Below are 15,544 nucleotides of genomic sequence, written 5' to 3'. Positions count from 1 at the left end.
CCAACCGAAAGCCCAGCGACCTGACCAGACTCACCGATCGCACATTATTCGGCTGAATATTGGCCTCCAGTCAGTGCAGCTCGTGCGTATCAAAGGCGAGTGACATCACGGCGCTCAGGGCCTCCTTCATCAGCCCTTTGCCCTGATTCGGATAAAAGGCGTAGTAGCCAAGGTAGGCAGACTGAAGCGCCCCGCGAACAATTTCATTGAGATTGATACAGCCGATCAGCGTGCCGTCACTTGCCCGAGCCAGGTAGCTGTAGTGAGTGCTCGCTGAGTACCGGCGCAGATAATCAGCATATTTTTCCGGCGTGTTCGGTGGGATAACCCAACGGTCAAAAACGGATTCGCTGCGCTGAACCGCCGCCAGGAACGCTGATTGGTGCTCTTCCCGGGGCTGGAAAATTTCTACATGCATCATGGTCGGCAGGTCTCAGAGGCTGTCTTGAAGACGGCGAGCGATGAGCTGACGTGGCCCGCTCGCACATGGCAGGTCTCGCGCTATTCTACAGTGTGACCCCTGATGCCGCGGAGCGCACCATGACCTCGCAAAGACGTATCGTGATACCGATCTATCCTGGCGTAACGCACCTGGATTTCACGGGGCCGCATCAATTCTTTTCACGCACACCCGGGGTCGAAGTGGTAGTAGCCTCGGCCGGTGGCCGTCCCATCGAAACTCAGGGCCTGACCTTTGCCAATCTGGCCGATCCTGATGATCTCACCGCATGCGATGTGCTCTGTGTGCCCGGGGGCATGGGATGCCTCGATGCTGCGGAGGATGAACCATTCATCAACGCCATTCGGCGACTGGCCGAAACGGCGCAGTATGTCACTTCGGTTTGCACCGGCTCACTGATTCTGGGCGCCGCCGGGTTGCTGAAGGGACGACGCGCTGCCTGCCACTGGGCCTGGCGCGATCTCCTGCCGCTTTTCGGGGCCGTGCCCGATTCGGCGCGAATCGTTCGGGATGACAACATCATTACCGGTGGCGGCGTCACTGCCGGCATCGATTTTGCGCTGACAGTGATTGCTGCTCTATTTGATGACGAGACCGCGCAAATCGCACAACTGACGCTTGAATACGCCCCCGAACCGCCATTCAACGCCGGACGCCCGGAAACAGCTCCGACTTCCATCCGTGAGCACGTGCTCGCGGATATGGCTGAGGTGCAGGAAACACGATATCGGCAGGCTGAGAATATCGCTGCACGGTTGAGATGAAGGGAACGCCCGGAGGGCTGATCTGGCCGAGCAATGCAGGGCTGATTGGTAGGCAGGCGGAGGTGTGCATCAGGATTCGGTCTTTTTGCACTCCAAATTTGGAACTCGGACAGCAAGCCCTGCGTACCCACGCTAGGGCGACTGCGGATAGTGAGGAATATCTTCGCTGAGCTTCACCCACGGCTGTGCGCTCGACGTCCAGATGTCTACCATCGGCTTGAATCCGGCCTGATCATCCAGTGAGGCAAAGCGAATAGACATCAAGTCCGGGACGACCTCGCCACGGGTAAATAAAGGCGTGCCGCAACGTATGCAGAAGCTGCGAATTGTAGTGCCTCCGCTACTACCCTGAACAGAATATGTGCCCGGGCTACCTGACACCTCTGTATCTGCAACTCGCACGACGACGCCCGATGCGAAGGGCGCTCCACTCGACTGCTGGCAGTCGCGGCAATGGCAATTGAGCATCGCGACTGGTGCGCCAGTGCACACATAACGGATTGAGCCGCAGGCGCATCCGCCGGAGATTGTTTGAGTCATTGCGTTATTTCCTTTTTCGGCCTAATGCCGCGCTCTGCGGAAACTCAGGCCCTGTCTGAAAAGTGCCTACGCTTGTGCATACTGTGTTAAAAATCCAGATCAGGATACTCATTTACCCCATGTAAATTCCGTATCTTCGCCGTTTTTTTGCCTTGCCCTGACATCGCTCGGTGACTTTTCAGACAGGATCCAAGCACTATTGCGATGGATTCGGTATCCGGCTTTGAGAGTTCGGTCAGCCTGACAGCAGATGACCGAATAGCACCGCGAAAGGCCTTGGCATCGCGGCTAGATGGCATCCCCATCATTTTAACTCGCTGGCAATCTCGGGCTGCTTTGGAAATCGGATCAAGGCGCTGTTGTTGAGTTAATGGATATGGAGGGCATTTGGACTTCTGTTTTGTCTGGTTGGTTTAAAGCGGTACTGCGATTATTGGTGCGGTGATGAAGGCAGGAGAACAAACGGGCGACCGCAATGGGTCGCCCGTAAGTCATCAAATCTGTTGGTGCCCCCGTCAGGATTCTACTTATAATGTATCTTTATGTTTTTAAAAGGTATTTATTTGAGCATCGTGTTTGTTATACCTTGATGTATACCATCAGCGCCATTTATGGAATGGATATCCTTTTATCATAAACAGCATTTTTTGTATTTTTTACCACTACCGCATGGGCATTTCTCGTTGCGGCCAATTTTTGTTATTGTTTTAGTTTTGAAATTTACGCGACCGTTTGCTGCTATAGGTTTGGCTGGCATAAAGTTTCTCGTTAAATTGTCCATTTCAATTGATTGTTTCCAAGGGAAAACTTTATTCACCCCAAATCTTAATTTTAAAGTTTTTGGGTCTATGCATATTCCAAACCATTTGTCAGCTTTCTGTAAATATTTTCGAGATTCACAGTGCCTATTTAATAACTGGATAGCATCATGATTTGAATTGTTATTACAATGAATGGTCAAGCCTGCTTTTTGATCACTTACTACTAATGTCAAATCATGGTGTTTTCCATCGTATTTAACTGCTTCAGCTATTTTATCGATACTGTCATTGATTAACTCAATCGTATCTCCCCCGAAAGCTAACATCATAAATCCGAAATCGATTGTATCCGAGCGTTCTAATTCTTCTATATCAGAAATTAGCTTTTCGAAATGAGTCCCTTGGTATTTTGTTAAAATGCCATCAACTTGTTTCGGGCCGGGCAGCCCTTCTCTTCTCGATAGCATTGCAAGGTCGAGATCGGCACATATATCATCTTCGAGGTATATTAGTGAGAAATCATTTTCTATCCACAAGTTTGTTTTGAGATGATATGAAAGAACAGTAAGCTCATGAGTTGATAAGACTTTTTCGTTGTAAAAAACTCTTCTATGAATATAGCTTAGGAAGTGTAAAGGGGACTGTAGCATTTCTGTTAAAACATCAAGAAAGAAGATGTCCATTACAAATGCTGGTTTTATTATATTCGTTTGTTTCTGTTTGAGAAACTGCTTGGCTTGGAAGGAAAGCGCAGGGTAGTGATCAGAAACGACACAAAAAGGATATATTTCTTTAAAATCGTTGCTAATTTTTATTTCTTCCTTCTGACTATCAAAAAATCTGCAATTCCCTTCCAGAATCAATCTTGAACAAGAGAAAGCTTGATCGTAAGCGTCTTGTACGGCTTTTTTAAAGTCGCTTTTCAAAGAAAGATCATTTCCTTTTCGCGCTTCAATAGTTAATTTCTTGGATTTGGCTTGTAAGACTATTGCTCTATCAGAAAATAAAACTAATACATCTATTTCGCCAACTTTCTGATTTCCAGAATCGAAAATGTCAATATTACAAAATACACGTTCTTCACCAAAAACGATCTCTAATCTTTCTTTTGAAAATAATTCAGTAAATTCGCCGCGGTGCTGCATGGCCTTGTTCTTGTAGCTTTTGTCTTCATTAAACCAAAAAAAGGGAGTCTCATAGAAAGCTTGGAATAAGCTGTAAACTGAAAATAAAAGATATTCCCCATCTTCAACTTTTATTATGGGGCAAGCATTTATAGGGTTAAAGTCATCCAGATTTTGAAAGCAAGCCATGTCTGTATAGCATGTAAGAGACTCTATAACTTTCTGTGACACGGCTGTGTCGACGCCAGAATTATTCGATATTTCCTCTGTTTTAAATTTAAAAGTTTCCAAAAAAGTCCATTCTTTTGGATCTTTTTGAGCAAAATCAATGAAAACATTATTTAACTTTTCATCGTGGACGTCTTGGATGGCTGTAATTACTTTTATAGCTTGATCTAAATTATAACCTTTGTTTAAAACAAGCCAGTTATCATCTTTTTCGTACTTTAATTTTGAGAAATCTTTGTACTGGAATTGATAAGCTGATTCACCCCCATAAAAAATGGACTCTCTCAATATAGAACCTGACTGGAAAGGATTGATTTCTCCTTTTCTTGCTTCTTCTGTATTAAAGATCCTATCCATACCGGGACGCATTGATTCATGGAGTTCTAATAATAAGCTATCAGTTTTGTCGATGTATTCTTGGAAAACATCAGGAGAGGGGAGGCTGTTGTCTATGTTTTTTTTGCACATAAGGCCGACTATAGTCGAGAGCTCTGTGCGAACTAATCTCTCCATCGAAAATTGTTGCAAAATATCTTCCAACTTAACCTCGGAAGGAGAATGTCTGATAGTGTTGTCTCGGATGCACAAATAAGCGATAACATGGACGTATCCCGGCGACTGGCAAAGCAGCTCTAATTCTTTGAATATAGTTTTTTCAGTTCGAGTGTTTGCAATGTCAGACATTTTACTTTCCAAGCTGAATGGAGGGGGTTTGTTATGTTGCTAACTAGCAGGTTCTTTATAAAGAGTATGATGAATGCAAACTGTTGAACAGCTTTGGGTTATGAAAAATTGCCTAGTTTAATGGCGCTTCGGTATATGGGCGTTATAAACGAGTGGGTTCAAAAGATAGTAATAGTTGACGTTTTTGAATCCGGAAATTAAGCCACCTTGATAACCCCATGCGATGGCGGGGCTTAATGTCAGCTTGAATACTTAATTACCCTTTTTATGTTTATGTGGCTTCAAAGATGGTGTGTTGCCAGATGTCTGTTTGTTGTCACGCCGACGGCGGTCGGGTTTGCCGGTTGAATCAGCGATCCGTTTTGGACCCGGTTTAAGACCCATAATGACTCCTTGCTGCTGTTGGTACGACATGAGTGGTTAGACACGACTGCCGCGCTCCTGACACCGTGGATAACACATCTGCAACGGCCCACGGTGAAAACCTCGGTCAGCTCCCCCGGCGCGCTGTCGACTCCTCGCCCCGCCTGCGGGCTAAATGGGTCGGTTTTGTTGCAGTGACGCATCAGGGCGCCAACCGCGCCAGTACTGGGGCAGGGCGTGGTTTCGGGGCACCGAAAAACGTTGCGCTTTGTTGCATTTTGCACCCTCCCCAATGCACCCCGTGGGACGCTGATCCGAGCTTCCGGCAGCGTTTCACAGCGCCGGTGGCCATCAGGGGTCCTGTTCGGTCCGTTACCCGCCGAACAGACATCATCCTTTATCGAATTAGCGTCCACTTTTATCACGGATAACCATGGTTACAAAGCCATACAAAAGTATGCACAGGATCGCGCTGGTTTTGGCAGGAAGAAGGGAGCGGGTCGGACCGTGATCACATTGTCAGCGGGGACGCTCTCCCATCCGGAATTCCCTTCACCGGCTAATCGCTCGCCAGGCTGAAAGAGTAAGCGTTCGATTCGAGCTGGATGGCCTTTCACTTATCGAGAACGTTTCCCATTTTCCCTGAACGTTTTCACACCTGTGATTTTTGAGTGGGAACACCGGGAACAGTGGGAACAAGGCTCAACCATGCGGGTTCCAGCGTGGGAACGTTGTTCCCACTGAAAAATCGAGTGGGAACAGAAACACGTAGATATACCCTCTATCAGGGAGGTGTTCCCGTTTGTTCCCACTCATATGGTGATTACCGGGAACACGGCAGCCCGCCTGTGGTGCGACTTCCAGCGAGGTGTTCCCACTGTTCCCGGTGTTCCCGCTCGTTTTCAGGTTCCTGTGACTCGCTTCCCGACCGTTCCGGGATTGGCACCGTTTCGGTGACGCAACGATGCCCGGCCATGTCGCCGCTCGATCTTCCTTTCCGGCGAGCGAGATTTTCAACCGATGTAGCTGGGTCTGACGCCATCGCCCGACAAACAACCCCCGCTCGCCAGTCAGTAACGAGATGCCGATTCGTTCGGGCCGGGGGGAAGCCTGAAAGGTGAGAACGTTTCCCATTCCCCTGATACGTTTTCACACCTGTGATTTTTCGGTGGCAACACTGGCAACAGTGGCAACAAGGCTCAACCATGCGGGTTCCAGAGCGGCAACGCTGTTGCCAGTCGAATGGCGAGTGGCAACAGAACCCTCTCTCCATAAGTACCCAAGGAGGTGTGTTGCCAGCCGTTGCCACTTATTTATGGGGAGTGGCAACACGGGAGCCCGCCTGTGACGCGGCTTTCAGCGACGTGTTGCCTTGTTGCCACTGTTGCCAGTCGATTCAGGTTCCTGTGGCAGTCTGTGCTCACCATTCCAGATCAGGGAAATGATTCATAAACGACTTCAAACTCGGGACCAAGCTCCGTTTGAAGTCTGGATCTCATGTCATGGGCGGCAGTTTCAAAAGCTCGAAACTCTTCTTCGCTCCAAGGGCTGGGGTCAGGTGGATAATCCCAGTCCAATGCCTTGTCATGCCAGACAGTCAACGCATGAAGCTTCTGGAGAGTGGCTTCCGATAGCGGCAGATTCTCTTCAATGGAGCCCACACCAAACCTTTCCCGAGCAGCATCGTTACCGCACCAGATACATCCACCACCCCATTCAAACATCAGCCGTACCCTATAAGGCATTTGCCCGATCCCCCTTGAACAAAAAATGGTGATTCGATAACCCATTACAGAATGAAGATTACCGCGCCTATCAAAGTCAGTAATTTCGCTCGCCAGAATGAAATATCACGCCTCACTCCAGCCGTTTCGGGCCTCTCTTTTGTTGATACTGATTCCCATTCCTCTGATACGTTTTCACACCTGTAATTTTCGACCGGGTACACCGGGTACACCGGGTACAAGGCTCAACCATGCGGGTTTCAGAGCGGCAACGCTGTTGCCAGTCAAATGGCGAGTGGCAACAGAACCCTCTCTCTATAAGTACCCAAAGAGGTGTGTTGCCAGCCGTTGCCACTTATTTATAGGGAGTGGCAACACGGCAGGCCACGCCAGCCGTGGGCTGTAGCGATCCGTTGCCACTGTTGCCACTCGTTTCAGGTTCCTGTAACGCTCCTTCCGGGGCGTTCCGGTGGTCGGCATGGCCGGGCCGATCAGTGGCATCCGATCATGTCGATGACCGTTTCTTTCTCTGGCGAGCGAAAGAGGGGGGAAGTGGCACTCCTGCAAGACGCTCTTCGCAGAAAGCGAGGGATACCCGAGGTCTTCAGTTCATCCCTGAAGCCGTTACAGCCTATTCGGGAAGTGCCGTAGATACATTATGAGGAGGGCACCCGGGGCTCAGCCTCTTTTACCCCCTTGGCCGAACAGGGGCCGATAGGATCAGGACCCTGTTGCGACCAACAAGGTGTACTGGATTGGTCAATCAACACCGGGGCCGTTCACATGATGAGGTTCGCGCCATGAGTGCCAATTCCAGGAGAATTCCCTCTGCCGCCAAAATGATAACGAAAACAGATGTTGATAAACGCGCGTATCTTCCAAGCCCCGAGCAACAAAACATTTTGCGGCTTGCAGGCATCGAGCCTCTTGAAGGTGGTGACCAGCACGCTCCGGGTTATGAAGGGCGCTGGACTTCGGGGGGCCCATCCGGGAGGTACTCCATGCCTGTCAGATTCAGCTATTACGATGCCTTGAGAAATCCGGACAGAATTCCCGAGCCCAGAATGGGCCGAGATATTATCGACAGGCTTGAAGTGGGCAAGTATCTGTATATGGGCTGGGACGGCCATCATGTCCTGTTCTCCATGCATGACAGCGCCTGACTTTCGGTTTAACAGTCTCTACCTGACCTGAAAAAAAGGCCCCGCACCGGTCGGGGCCTTCTGCGGCTGTCAGGGGGCTATTGTTGCGTTTGGCCGGGGATGTACTCCATGGACGCTTCCAGCTCCTTCAGGCGCCGGTGACGTGCAATGCTGGTGCCCCATTCATTCCCGTTCGCTTCGCAGTCCAGCGGCGCGATGCCCCTGAGGGTGGTGGGCTCTTCGGTGGCCGTCTTCGGCAGCAGGTGCCAGACCAGTTCACCCAGCGCGGCATACTGGCGTTCGCGGATATCGTGGCGGACCGCTTGAGTCTGCCGATTGTCGAGGAAGGCGAAGATGCCCTCACCGGGCTGGCTGGACACATCCAGACCGTACCGAAGCATGTACGAGGCATCGTTGCAGAGGTCATCGCTGATACGTTGGAACAGGCCCGAGAGAGAGGCCCGGAAGGCCCCGCTCTCCAGTCCGTCGAACAGGCTTTCGGCCTCGGCCAGCAGTGTGTGATGCGTGGTGACCTCCTGCGCGGCCCTTAACCGGTGCTGGAACTCTTCCCGGGCGTACCGGGTCCTGATCTTCAGCCACTCCACCTGCGGGGTCAGCAGCTCGATCATCTCGCGTTTCTGCTCGGCCTCGATGCGCCACTGGGTGGCCTGTTTCTGCTGGTCGCGTACTTCCCGGCCCTGCTGGCCGGCCCCTTCCAGAAACGCCCGGCGCCAGCCTTTGCCGGCCTCCTGCTCCTGAGCTTCGGCGGCGCTGACGGTCTTTTGCAGCCGGGCCAGTTCCCCGCTGGCCTGTTTCAGGCGTTCGCGCCACGCCAGATACTCGGTCCGCGCCTTGTCCAGTGCCCTGTGGGCCCTTTGCGGTGTCAGAGCCTCGATGGCCGGTGTGGTCGGCTGGTATTCGAAGTCGATCTCCAGCAGACGCCGCGAGGGCTGCGGCATTGACGGGGGCGTGTCTGTGGTGGCTGTGATGTTGGCATTCTCGCTGGTCATGGTCGGCGCTTCCTGTGTGGCGTTGTCCGGAGTGGTGCGGGCGTTGGCAGCGGTCATGGGGTGTCATCTCCATGGGGTGGGCAGGTGATCGTGGCCACGCGGTGGCCACGGGGTGCGGGGGATAGATGCCGGTGGGCGTGTCTCGTCATGCCGGGCGCTCCGGATCGAGCCTTTCGGGATCGATGACGAAGAACCGGGCGCTGCCCCCGCCCGGCAGGCGGTACTTTTTCTGGAGCCTTCCCGGGTCGGTCTTGGGAATCACGTCATGGGTGCCCAGCGTGCGCAGGATGCGGTCGCGGCTGTAGCCCTCGGCGGCCTCTATGAGCGCGGCGCGGTTGAACAGGAACAGCCGACGCCCGTTGTCGATCTCGTAGAAACCGGCGCGGTTGATCACATGCGCGGCCAGCTGGGCATTCACGTCCGAAAAGCGGCTGTCTCCGTGGCGGGCGATGAAGTCGGCCAGCGCCGCAAGGATCTGGCGATCCTCGGCATTGCCATCGCCGATGGTGGCCAGCCATTCGTGAAAGAGCATCCGGCAGGCGGCAAGGGCGGTGCCCTCGGGCCACGGCAGGATGCTCCATTCACTGGCCAGCTCCCCGGCGAGCGCCATGACCGCGAAGCGGTCGGCCACCCGGCCGGCCTGAGCGCTGGCCACGTCGAACGAACGGCGCAGCTCGCCGAAGCGCCACGGCAGGCCGTCCATCACCTCGCGCTCCAGCAGCTGTTCGATCAGTGCCGGGCCGGCATGGCCATAGTGGCGATTGACCGCCCCGGTCAGGGCGCGGTGGAAGGCTTCCCCGGTGGTGCCGTGGACGTCATCGAAGGCCCGATAGGGTCTTGTCCCGGCATTGATGTCGACCAGTCGCAGTTCGGCCCCGGCATGCGCCGTCTGGCCGGACAGGCCGGCATGATCGGCGGCGCTGCGCTCGCCGCTGGAGAGGATGGGCACACACCAGTGGTTTTTCGGCCGGCCCTCGCGATCCCGGGTCATGGTGCCCTTGCCGGCCCCGTTGGCCAGCGCGTAGATATGCTCCTGCAACCGTTTGGGATTGGCGCGGCTGATCTCGTCGGCGATCAGGGCGGTGTCGTTGCGGGTGGTGGCCTCGATCTCGACGCCGCCGCCCGACATGTCCCAGGAGAGCTTGAAGCGATCCGGCGCGCCCCACACAGACGCCCCGGCGTCCTGACACAGCGACTTGCCGCTGGACGAATCGCCGATCAGGTGGATACCGCCCCCGTGTACCCCGACCCTGCGGAGCAGCGGCCCGGAGAGCGCACAGCACAGCGAGAGGATCAGCACCGGGTTGCCCAGGCAGGGCGTGGCCACCTCCTGCTGCCACTCGGCAAGGGTGCCCCGGCTGTCGAAGATGCGCGCTTCCAGCCCGGAACTCTGATAGCGCACCTCGTCGCTGCCGATCACCCGATGCGGCAGCACGAACGAGCCGGTGGCAGCGTGCCAGCCGGTGCGGGTGGTGGTGGCCAGTACCGTGGCCGGGGCGTGGTGGCTGGCGATATAGGCCGGCACATGCTTGCGCTGGTTGTAGGCGACGGTCAGGCCCTGCCGCATCAGCTGGCGCAACACGTCCTCGCCCTTGCCGGCGAGCGCTTCCATGGGGATCACGCACTCGCGTTCCCGGCCCCGGTGCGCAAAGCGCACCAGCCGGCCGATGCTGCCGTCCTCGCTGTCGACCGTCTCGGCATCGACATAGAGCGGCGAACAGATCCACAGATCGAACGGCAGCCCGGGTTCATCGGGGCCGGTCTGCTTGAGGCCGTGATACCAGACGCCGCCATCGAACACGCGGCCCTCGACGGTGGTGGGTCCGGCATAGACGGCATACCCGGGGCGGGCGAGTGCTGCGGCCTGCTGCGGCGCGGCCGGCTCGCCGACCAGACTCAGACGAGGTTCGCTCATCGGTCACCCCCTGTCAGGTCAGTAGGGTCCCCATGGGCAAGCTGCCGGCGATGCCAGCGATACAGGTCGTTGAAGTCGGTGAGATCGTCCGGGCAGCCCTCGGGCCACTTCGGATAGAGCACCATCGCGCCCACGGCCAGCGCCGCATCGTTGGCGGCGGTGCGCCCGGGATTGCCCTCGGTGTGGCGGTCGTCGTCGCCGGCGATGATCAGCTCCAGCGAGCCGTCGCACAGCGGGCGCATGGCCCGTGCCACGGCGGCGAGGTTGCCGGCGTGCATGGCGCACACCACCGGCTCGCCGGTCAGCCGGTGCAGCGTCGCCCCGGTGGCCCAGCCCTCGCAGATGAACAGCTTGCCGAAGGGGCGCGGCTCGCCGATGGGGGCGTAACAGCCCTGTACCCGGCCACCCTTCAGGAAGCGCTTGCCGCCGTTGGGCATGATCGACTGGACGTTGACCAGCTCGCCCTGGTGGTAGAGCGGCACCAGCAGCCAGCCGCGTTTCGACTGGCGCAGGTTGTAGGCCGGCACGCCCCGGTCGATCAGATAGGGATGGGTGGACGCGGCCGGCCGGGCGCTGTCCCAGCACTGCCGGGCGCGTTCGGCGGCATGGGCGCGGGCTTCGGCGCGTTCGCTCTCGATACGCTTCTGCCGGGCGAGCCATGCCTCCCGGTCGGATACGGCCGTGTCTTGCGGGGCGGGGTGTGGCACTCCGGCGCCGTGCTGGAAGATACCCAGCCCCAGCAGCCGGTCGATGGCCATGGCGGCATCGACCTGCCGGCAGCGGTGCAGATAGCCATACAGCGATACCAGATCGCCGCCGTGGGCGGCACTGTCGGCAAAGTCGTTCCACTTGCCGCTTACCAGCGAGACGCCGAACGAGCCGGGGGACTGATCCCCCCGGGCGACGTTACGGGCGATCCACTCCGAGCCGCTGCGCCGGCCTTCCGGCAGCAGCTCGCGCAACAGGGTCTCGCTGTCGGTCAGGGCGGCCATGGCCACCTGCCGGATCTTCGCGACGGTTGCGTGCTCAGCCACGGCGCACCTCCCGGGCATCCGCCACTTCGCGGGTGTGGGCACGGCCGATGGCCAGCAGCATGTCGTCGGCGTCTTCCAGCAGCAGATAGGCGGCGTTGGCGATACTGGCCAGATCGCGGCCCTCGGCGGCCACGGCGCGCTCGATCCCCACGGAGGCAATCGAGAACAGCATCTCCTTGGCGGCGGTCAGGCGTCGGCCGGCGCAGTCGTGCAGGTTCTGGAAGTCGGCATCGGCACGGATCACCAGCACCGGCACGTCGTGGCGGACGTTGGTGGTCAGGGGAATGTCGTGGCTCAGGGGCAGGTTATGGCGCTCAGCCATGGGACACCTCCTCATCCGCGAGGGCGTAGAGGTCTTCCAGCAGCTGGATATGCTCGGCATTGGAGATGGCCCCGAGCTGGGCGGCCATGCGCGACATGCCGATGAGCTGGGCGAGCTGTTCGGGGTGACGGTTGATGCGAAAGGCGATCAGCTTCGCGCCGATCAGGGCGATGGCCTGCTGTTCGAGGGGGATTTCAGGGCGTGCGGACGCACTTCGGGCGTGATGTGCCATGAGACGGGCTCCTTGAGTATCGGAACCGCCCCGGCTGTCGCCAAACAGCATGGGGGCGGACTGCGCAGGGTTGGCGAACCGGCACTCAAGGAAACCGGCAGACCCGAAGGTCTCCCCACGCAGCCCGCCATAACGACGCACTACAGACACAAAAAAAGCGCCTGCAATGGTTTGGGCGCTACTGCGCCTTGAGTGATTCGGGTCGCCAAACCCGGTCACGGATTTTGCCGTGACGCGAGCATCATAATCAGATCGTTGTGGCCGGGGCAAGTCCGGCGCGGTCAGCGGGTATCGTTCGGCGGCCATGCCTGGCAAAAAGTGGGACGTGACAGCGGTGCGCATTGCGGTATCCTGTAGCGGTCTCCTCGACGATGTTCCGAAAGCCCCGTGGCCCCCAGCTGCGGGGCTTTCGCCGTTTTCGGCGCAGAGTTCCCCCAACCCCACCCGGTGACTACCGGGCAGCGGTGATATTCAGTGGTTCAGAGGGTCAGGCGGTGGCGCGGCCTAGCAATCGGTCTCGATGCTGGGGCCCCAGTGCAGATCGGTCAGCAGGTGATGATTGGTGGGGTGTTCGGCGTGATGGCCGGGTGTGGTGCTCGTCTTGTGCTGCGTGACGGACACAAAGCGCTCACTGCCACCGCGCACGATCTCGCGGCCCGGCAGGTTGACGGCGCCGGTCAGGGCCGAATCCATCGACTCCATGTCGGCCTCTGTAAAGTCGATGCTCTGATTGCCGATTTTCATGGTGAAGCGTTTCATGCACGGGCCTCCGGTTGGGCAGTGGTTTTCAGAGTGGTGTTGCGCTGGGAGAGGCGTTCGGCGATCCAGCCGTCGATCTCTTCTTCCAGCCAGGCGACGCTGTTGTCGCCAATCGGCACGGGTGCCGGAAAGGTGCCCTCGCTCACGCCCTTGTAGATCGATGAGCGGCTCTTGCCGGTCTTGAGCTCCACCTCGCGGCGGCGCAACAGGCGGTTGCCAAGCTGGATGCGTTCGACGCGCCGGCAGGCTCGGGTGGTGGGCTGTGTTGATGCCGTCATAAGCGTTTCCTGTCGTGGTTTGATCAGGCGGCGCAGGTGCCGCCGGGGACAGGATCAGCTTGCAGGGTGACGGGGGAGACTTCGAGCAGCTGGCGTTGTAAAGCGCGGTTTTACAACGCTTTCGCCAAAGCTGTCTTCAAGAAAATGAAAATATTAAATTCGATTAACGCCTACTAAGAGAGAAATCATGGCCAGATCTAAGTTGCCACAAATTGCAGAGCAGACTGTACTTACAAAAAGCCTTCGCAGATGTGCATTATGCTTTGGATTAAATCAGGACAGCACACAAAAAAGAGGGCAAATAGCTCATTTAAACAAAAACAAAAATGACAATCGGGTGGAAAACTTGGCCTTCCTATGCTTCGACCATCACGATACTTTTGACTCAACTACCAGCCAAAGTAAAAATTACACTTGCAATGAGATAAAGCATCATCGAGACCAACTGTACAATCAAAACCAGACCTATTCTTACGATCCACAAGAAATAAAAAGAGTCATAGACTACCTTAGCCTGATGCCTGAAATGTTTGAAAAATTAAGGATTGAAGGTGGGGAAATAGCTTACTGCTTAGATTCAGACCTTCAAATAGAGCTGGAGTTTTATAACTATAATGTCAGCTCTAACAATCTACTATCCTTCTCAAAAGACATTTACGATATTCAAATGCAAATCGCATCTAATATCAGTGAAATCCAAAGAGAAATCGACCTTTCTGAGTATCACCTTGCTGGCAACAATTTTATTTTCACATGGAGAGAAGACCAATCTCATAATGAAAAGCTAGAATTCAGAAAAGAAACTGTAAGAAATCTGATTACTGAAATCATTGAAATGCGAGAAATGCTCAGAGCAATGGTTACAAATTAAGCTGAGAGGCAATGTAATCTCCCCATGCCTGCATCATGGCCGGCCTTTGCTCCGGCGCCATGTGTTCGGCATGGGTATATACCCCCTGAATCCCCGGCAGCTTGTGCGAGAGCTGTGCCTCGATCCACTCGCCGGGGTATCCCATCTCCTTGAGGCCGGTGGCTACCATATGGCGGGTGCCATGCGGTACGTGCCTTCCTTCAAAGCCCATCCGCTTAAAGGCCATGCCGAAAGAGGCATCCGAAATGGGTTTCGTTGAATCATTGCGCCCGGGAAACAGGAAGCGGTATTGACCGGTCACCTTGCGTAACTCCCTCAGACACTGAAGTGCCTGACAGGGTAGTGGGACGCTGTGAGGGCGCGCCATCTTCATGCGTTCGGCAGGGATCTTCCAGATAGCGGCTTCGAGGTCGAATTCGTCCCAGCGAGCCCAGCGGAGTTCACCCGGGCGAACTGCTGTCAGCGTCAGCAGCTTAAGGCCGGTTTGAACCAGCTTGCTCTTGTCATACTGGTTAATGGCGTGAATCAGCTCTGGTATTTCGGCCTGAGAGACATGCGAGAAATGCGTGCGCGGCTGACGTTGCAGGGCACCCGCCAGATCGGTCAGCGGATTATAGTTAACTCGTCCGGTGATAATGGCGTATCGATAAATATCACGGCAGAACGAGTGAACCTTGCGCTTTTGTTCAAATTTGCCGACAGCTTCCATTCGTCGGAGCACATCGAGCCATTCAAGTGGTTTGATGGTATCGATGGCTTGATCGCCCACCATTGGGAAAACATGAGTTTCCAGCGCGGACCAGCTTTGCTCTGCACGTTTGGTCCCGGCTTTCCAGCGGGGCACCATGGTGTCGTGCCATTCCTTGGCCAGCACCTGAAAGATGTTTCCACTGGCATAAAGCCGCTCGCGCTTTTCTTCCTTGCGATGCTCAACGGGATCGATGCCCTGTGCCAGTAACCGGCGCATGTCCGTGCGCTTCTCTCGGGCCTCAGCCAGGGTAACTTCGGGATAGCTGCCAAGGCTCATCATGTTGCGCTTGCCGTTGGGTCTGGTATAGCGCAAACGCCACCCCTTGCGACCAGAAGGGGAAATCCTGAGTTCGAGTCCCAAACCATCGGATAAGGTGATTTCTTTCTTGCCGGGCTTGGAAGCCTTGATTTGCCTGATCGTCAGCGACATGTGGTATAGCGACATTCTTCGAATTGGGTATATACCCAGTTCTATACCATTTTTTGGCTGGCTTCTGGAAGATTGCTCAGGAAGGGTGGGGTATAAAAAGTGCTTATTTTCAGGGCTTTAAGGACTAATTTTGGAACGTGTAAGCCCTGTTAG

Annotated in this window: 15 protein-coding genes; 3 read left to right on the top strand and 12 right to left on the bottom strand. The window is 55.5% G+C overall.

The genetic code is table 11. The features are described from left to right. Positions 1–70 precede the first annotated feature (70 nt). Positions 71–421, bottom strand: coding sequence for a GNAT family N-acetyltransferase (locus tag FY550_RS11465; protein ID WP_084388138.1), 351 nt, complete (start codon positions 419–421; stop codon positions 71–73). A 119-nt stretch (positions 422–540) separates the two neighbouring features. Here FY550_RS11465 and FY550_RS11460 point away from each other — a divergent pair, with 119 nt between their 5' ends. Next, positions 541–1,224 carry a DJ-1/PfpI family protein gene (locus FY550_RS11460; protein ID WP_070979274.1) on the top strand — a complete coding sequence of 228 codons (684 nt, stop codon included), beginning with the start codon at positions 541–543 and terminating at the stop codon, positions 1,222–1,224. Positions 1,225–1,356: 132 nt separating this feature from the next. On the opposite strand, the gene FY550_RS17260 is transcribed toward FY550_RS11460, so the two are convergent. The 3 genes from FY550_RS17260 to FY550_RS11445 form a co-directional block, all read right to left on the bottom strand. Beyond that, entirely contained in the window at positions 1,357–1,764 is a 408-nt protein-coding gene (locus tag FY550_RS17260) for a GFA family protein (RefSeq protein ID WP_070979174.1), read from the bottom strand. Between the two features lie 631 nt (positions 1,765–2,395). Next, positions 2,396–4,561 carry an SEC-C metal-binding domain-containing protein gene (locus FY550_RS17095; protein WP_070979171.1) on the bottom strand — a complete coding sequence of 722 codons (2,166 nt, stop codon included), beginning with the start codon at positions 4,559–4,561 and terminating at the stop codon, positions 2,396–2,398. A gap of 1,796 nt (positions 4,562–6,357) precedes the next feature. Continuing rightward, on the bottom strand, positions 6,358–6,669 hold the full coding sequence (locus FY550_RS11445) for a hypothetical protein (RefSeq protein ID WP_070979169.1): 312 nt from the start codon (positions 6,667–6,669) through the stop codon (positions 6,358–6,360). A gap of 779 nt (positions 6,670–7,448) precedes the next feature. Here FY550_RS11445 and FY550_RS11440 point away from each other — a divergent pair. Further along, complete coding sequence (locus FY550_RS11440) at positions 7,449–7,811, top strand: hypothetical protein (protein WP_139148710.1); 363 nt, start codon at positions 7,449–7,451, stop codon at positions 7,809–7,811. A 77-nt stretch (positions 7,812–7,888) separates the two neighbouring features. Here the strand turns inward: FY550_RS11440 and FY550_RS11435 are convergent, their stop codons facing one another. The 7 genes from FY550_RS11435 to FY550_RS11405 all read right to left on the bottom strand — a co-directional run bounded on the left by FY550_RS11435 (position 7,889) and on the right by FY550_RS11405 (position 13,340). Then, positions 7,889–8,857 carry a hypothetical protein gene (locus FY550_RS11435; protein ID WP_070979165.1) on the bottom strand — a complete coding sequence of 323 codons (969 nt, stop codon included), beginning with the start codon at positions 8,855–8,857 and terminating at the stop codon, positions 7,889–7,891. A gap of 88 nt (positions 8,858–8,945) precedes the next feature. Continuing rightward, positions 8,946–10,715, bottom strand: a complete 1,770-nt coding sequence (locus tag FY550_RS11430; protein WP_070979163.1) for a DUF927 domain-containing protein — start codon at positions 10,713–10,715, stop codon at positions 8,946–8,948. Then, positions 10,712–11,749: a toprim domain-containing protein gene (locus FY550_RS11425; protein ID WP_199287801.1), complete on the bottom strand. Its 1,038-nt coding sequence runs from the start codon at positions 11,747–11,749 to the stop codon at positions 10,712–10,714. The genes FY550_RS11430 and FY550_RS11425 overlap by 4 nt, the downstream gene beginning before the upstream one ends. Then, positions 11,742–12,071, bottom strand: a complete 330-nt coding sequence (locus FY550_RS11420) for a hypothetical protein (protein WP_070979159.1) — start codon at positions 12,069–12,071, stop codon at positions 11,742–11,744. The genes FY550_RS11425 and FY550_RS11420 overlap by 8 nt, the downstream gene beginning before the upstream one ends. Beyond that, on the bottom strand, positions 12,064–12,303 hold the full coding sequence (locus FY550_RS11415) for a hypothetical protein (RefSeq protein WP_139148709.1): 240 nt from the start codon (positions 12,301–12,303) through the stop codon (positions 12,064–12,066). Before FY550_RS11415 ends, FY550_RS11420 begins: the two co-directional genes overlap by 8 nt. Positions 12,304–12,807: 504 nt before the next feature. Further along, complete coding sequence (locus tag FY550_RS11410) at positions 12,808–13,062, bottom strand: hypothetical protein (protein ID WP_070979155.1); 255 nt, start codon at positions 13,060–13,062, stop codon at positions 12,808–12,810. Beyond that, the gene (locus FY550_RS11405; RefSeq protein WP_070979153.1) at positions 13,059–13,340 is read right to left on the bottom strand and encodes a helix-turn-helix transcriptional regulator; all 282 of its coding nucleotides are present in this window, start codon (positions 13,338–13,340) and stop codon (positions 13,059–13,061) included. Before FY550_RS11405 ends, FY550_RS11410 begins: the two co-directional genes overlap by 4 nt. 187 nt (positions 13,341–13,527) lie before the next feature. Between FY550_RS11405 and FY550_RS11400 the strand changes: the two genes are divergently transcribed. Further along, positions 13,528–14,211 carry a hypothetical protein gene (locus FY550_RS11400; protein WP_149054541.1) on the top strand — a complete coding sequence of 228 codons (684 nt, stop codon included), beginning with the start codon at positions 13,528–13,530 and terminating at the stop codon, positions 14,209–14,211. On the opposite strand, the gene FY550_RS11395 is transcribed toward FY550_RS11400, so the two are convergent. Continuing rightward, positions 14,201–15,391, bottom strand: a complete 1,191-nt coding sequence (locus FY550_RS11395; RefSeq protein WP_070979147.1) for a tyrosine-type recombinase/integrase — start codon at positions 15,389–15,391, stop codon at positions 14,201–14,203. The two genes, FY550_RS11400 and FY550_RS11395, sit on opposite strands and share 11 nt — an antisense overlap. Between the last annotated feature and the right edge of the window lie 153 nt (positions 15,392–15,544).

Source organism: Kushneria phosphatilytica, from assembly GCF_008247605.1.
GTDB classification, from domain to species: Bacteria; Pseudomonadota; Gammaproteobacteria; order Pseudomonadales; family Halomonadaceae; genus Kushneria; species Kushneria phosphatilytica.
Note: the sequence above shows the minus strand (reverse complement) of the source record. Positions and strands in the feature narration are given on the sequence as shown.

Bases quoted from the DNA above. Each gene is read 5' to 3' on its own strand.
- FY550_RS11465 (WP_084388138.1), bottom strand. From the start codon at position 421: ATGATGCATGTAGAAATTTTCCAGCCCCGGGAAGAGCACCAATCAGCG.
- FY550_RS11460 (WP_070979274.1), top strand. From the start codon at position 541: ATGACCTCGCAAAGACGTATCGTGATACCGATCTATCCTGGCGTAACG.
- FY550_RS17260 (WP_070979174.1), bottom strand. From the start codon at position 1,764: ATGACTCAAACAATCTCCGGCGGATGCGCCTGCGGCTCAATCCGTTAT.
- FY550_RS17095 (WP_070979171.1), bottom strand. From the start codon at position 4,561: ATGTCTGACATTGCAAACACTCGAACTGAAAAAACTATATTCAAAGAA.
- FY550_RS11445 (WP_070979169.1), bottom strand. From the start codon at position 6,669: ATGCCTTATAGGGTACGGCTGATGTTTGAATGGGGTGGTGGATGTATC.
- FY550_RS11440 (WP_139148710.1), top strand. From the start codon at position 7,449: ATGAGTGCCAATTCCAGGAGAATTCCCTCTGCCGCCAAAATGATAACG.
- FY550_RS11435 (WP_070979165.1), bottom strand. From the start codon at position 8,857: ATGACCGCTGCCAACGCCCGCACCACTCCGGACAACGCCACACAGGAA.
- FY550_RS11430 (WP_070979163.1), bottom strand. From the start codon at position 10,715: ATGAGCGAACCTCGTCTGAGTCTGGTCGGCGAGCCGGCCGCGCCGCAG.
- FY550_RS11420 (WP_070979159.1), bottom strand. From the start codon at position 12,071: ATGGCTGAGCGCCATAACCTGCCCCTGAGCCACGACATTCCCCTGACC.
- FY550_RS11415 (WP_139148709.1), bottom strand. From the start codon at position 12,303: ATGGCACATCACGCCCGAAGTGCGTCCGCACGCCCTGAAATCCCCCTC.
- FY550_RS11410 (WP_070979155.1), bottom strand. From the start codon at position 13,062: ATGAAACGCTTCACCATGAAAATCGGCAATCAGAGCATCGACTTTACA.
- FY550_RS11405 (WP_070979153.1), bottom strand. From the start codon at position 13,340: ATGACGGCATCAACACAGCCCACCACCCGAGCCTGCCGGCGCGTCGAA.
- FY550_RS11400 (WP_149054541.1), top strand. From the start codon at position 13,528: ATGGCCAGATCTAAGTTGCCACAAATTGCAGAGCAGACTGTACTTACA.
- FY550_RS11395 (WP_070979147.1), bottom strand. From the start codon at position 15,391: ATGTCGCTGACGATCAGGCAAATCAAGGCTTCCAAGCCCGGCAAGAAA.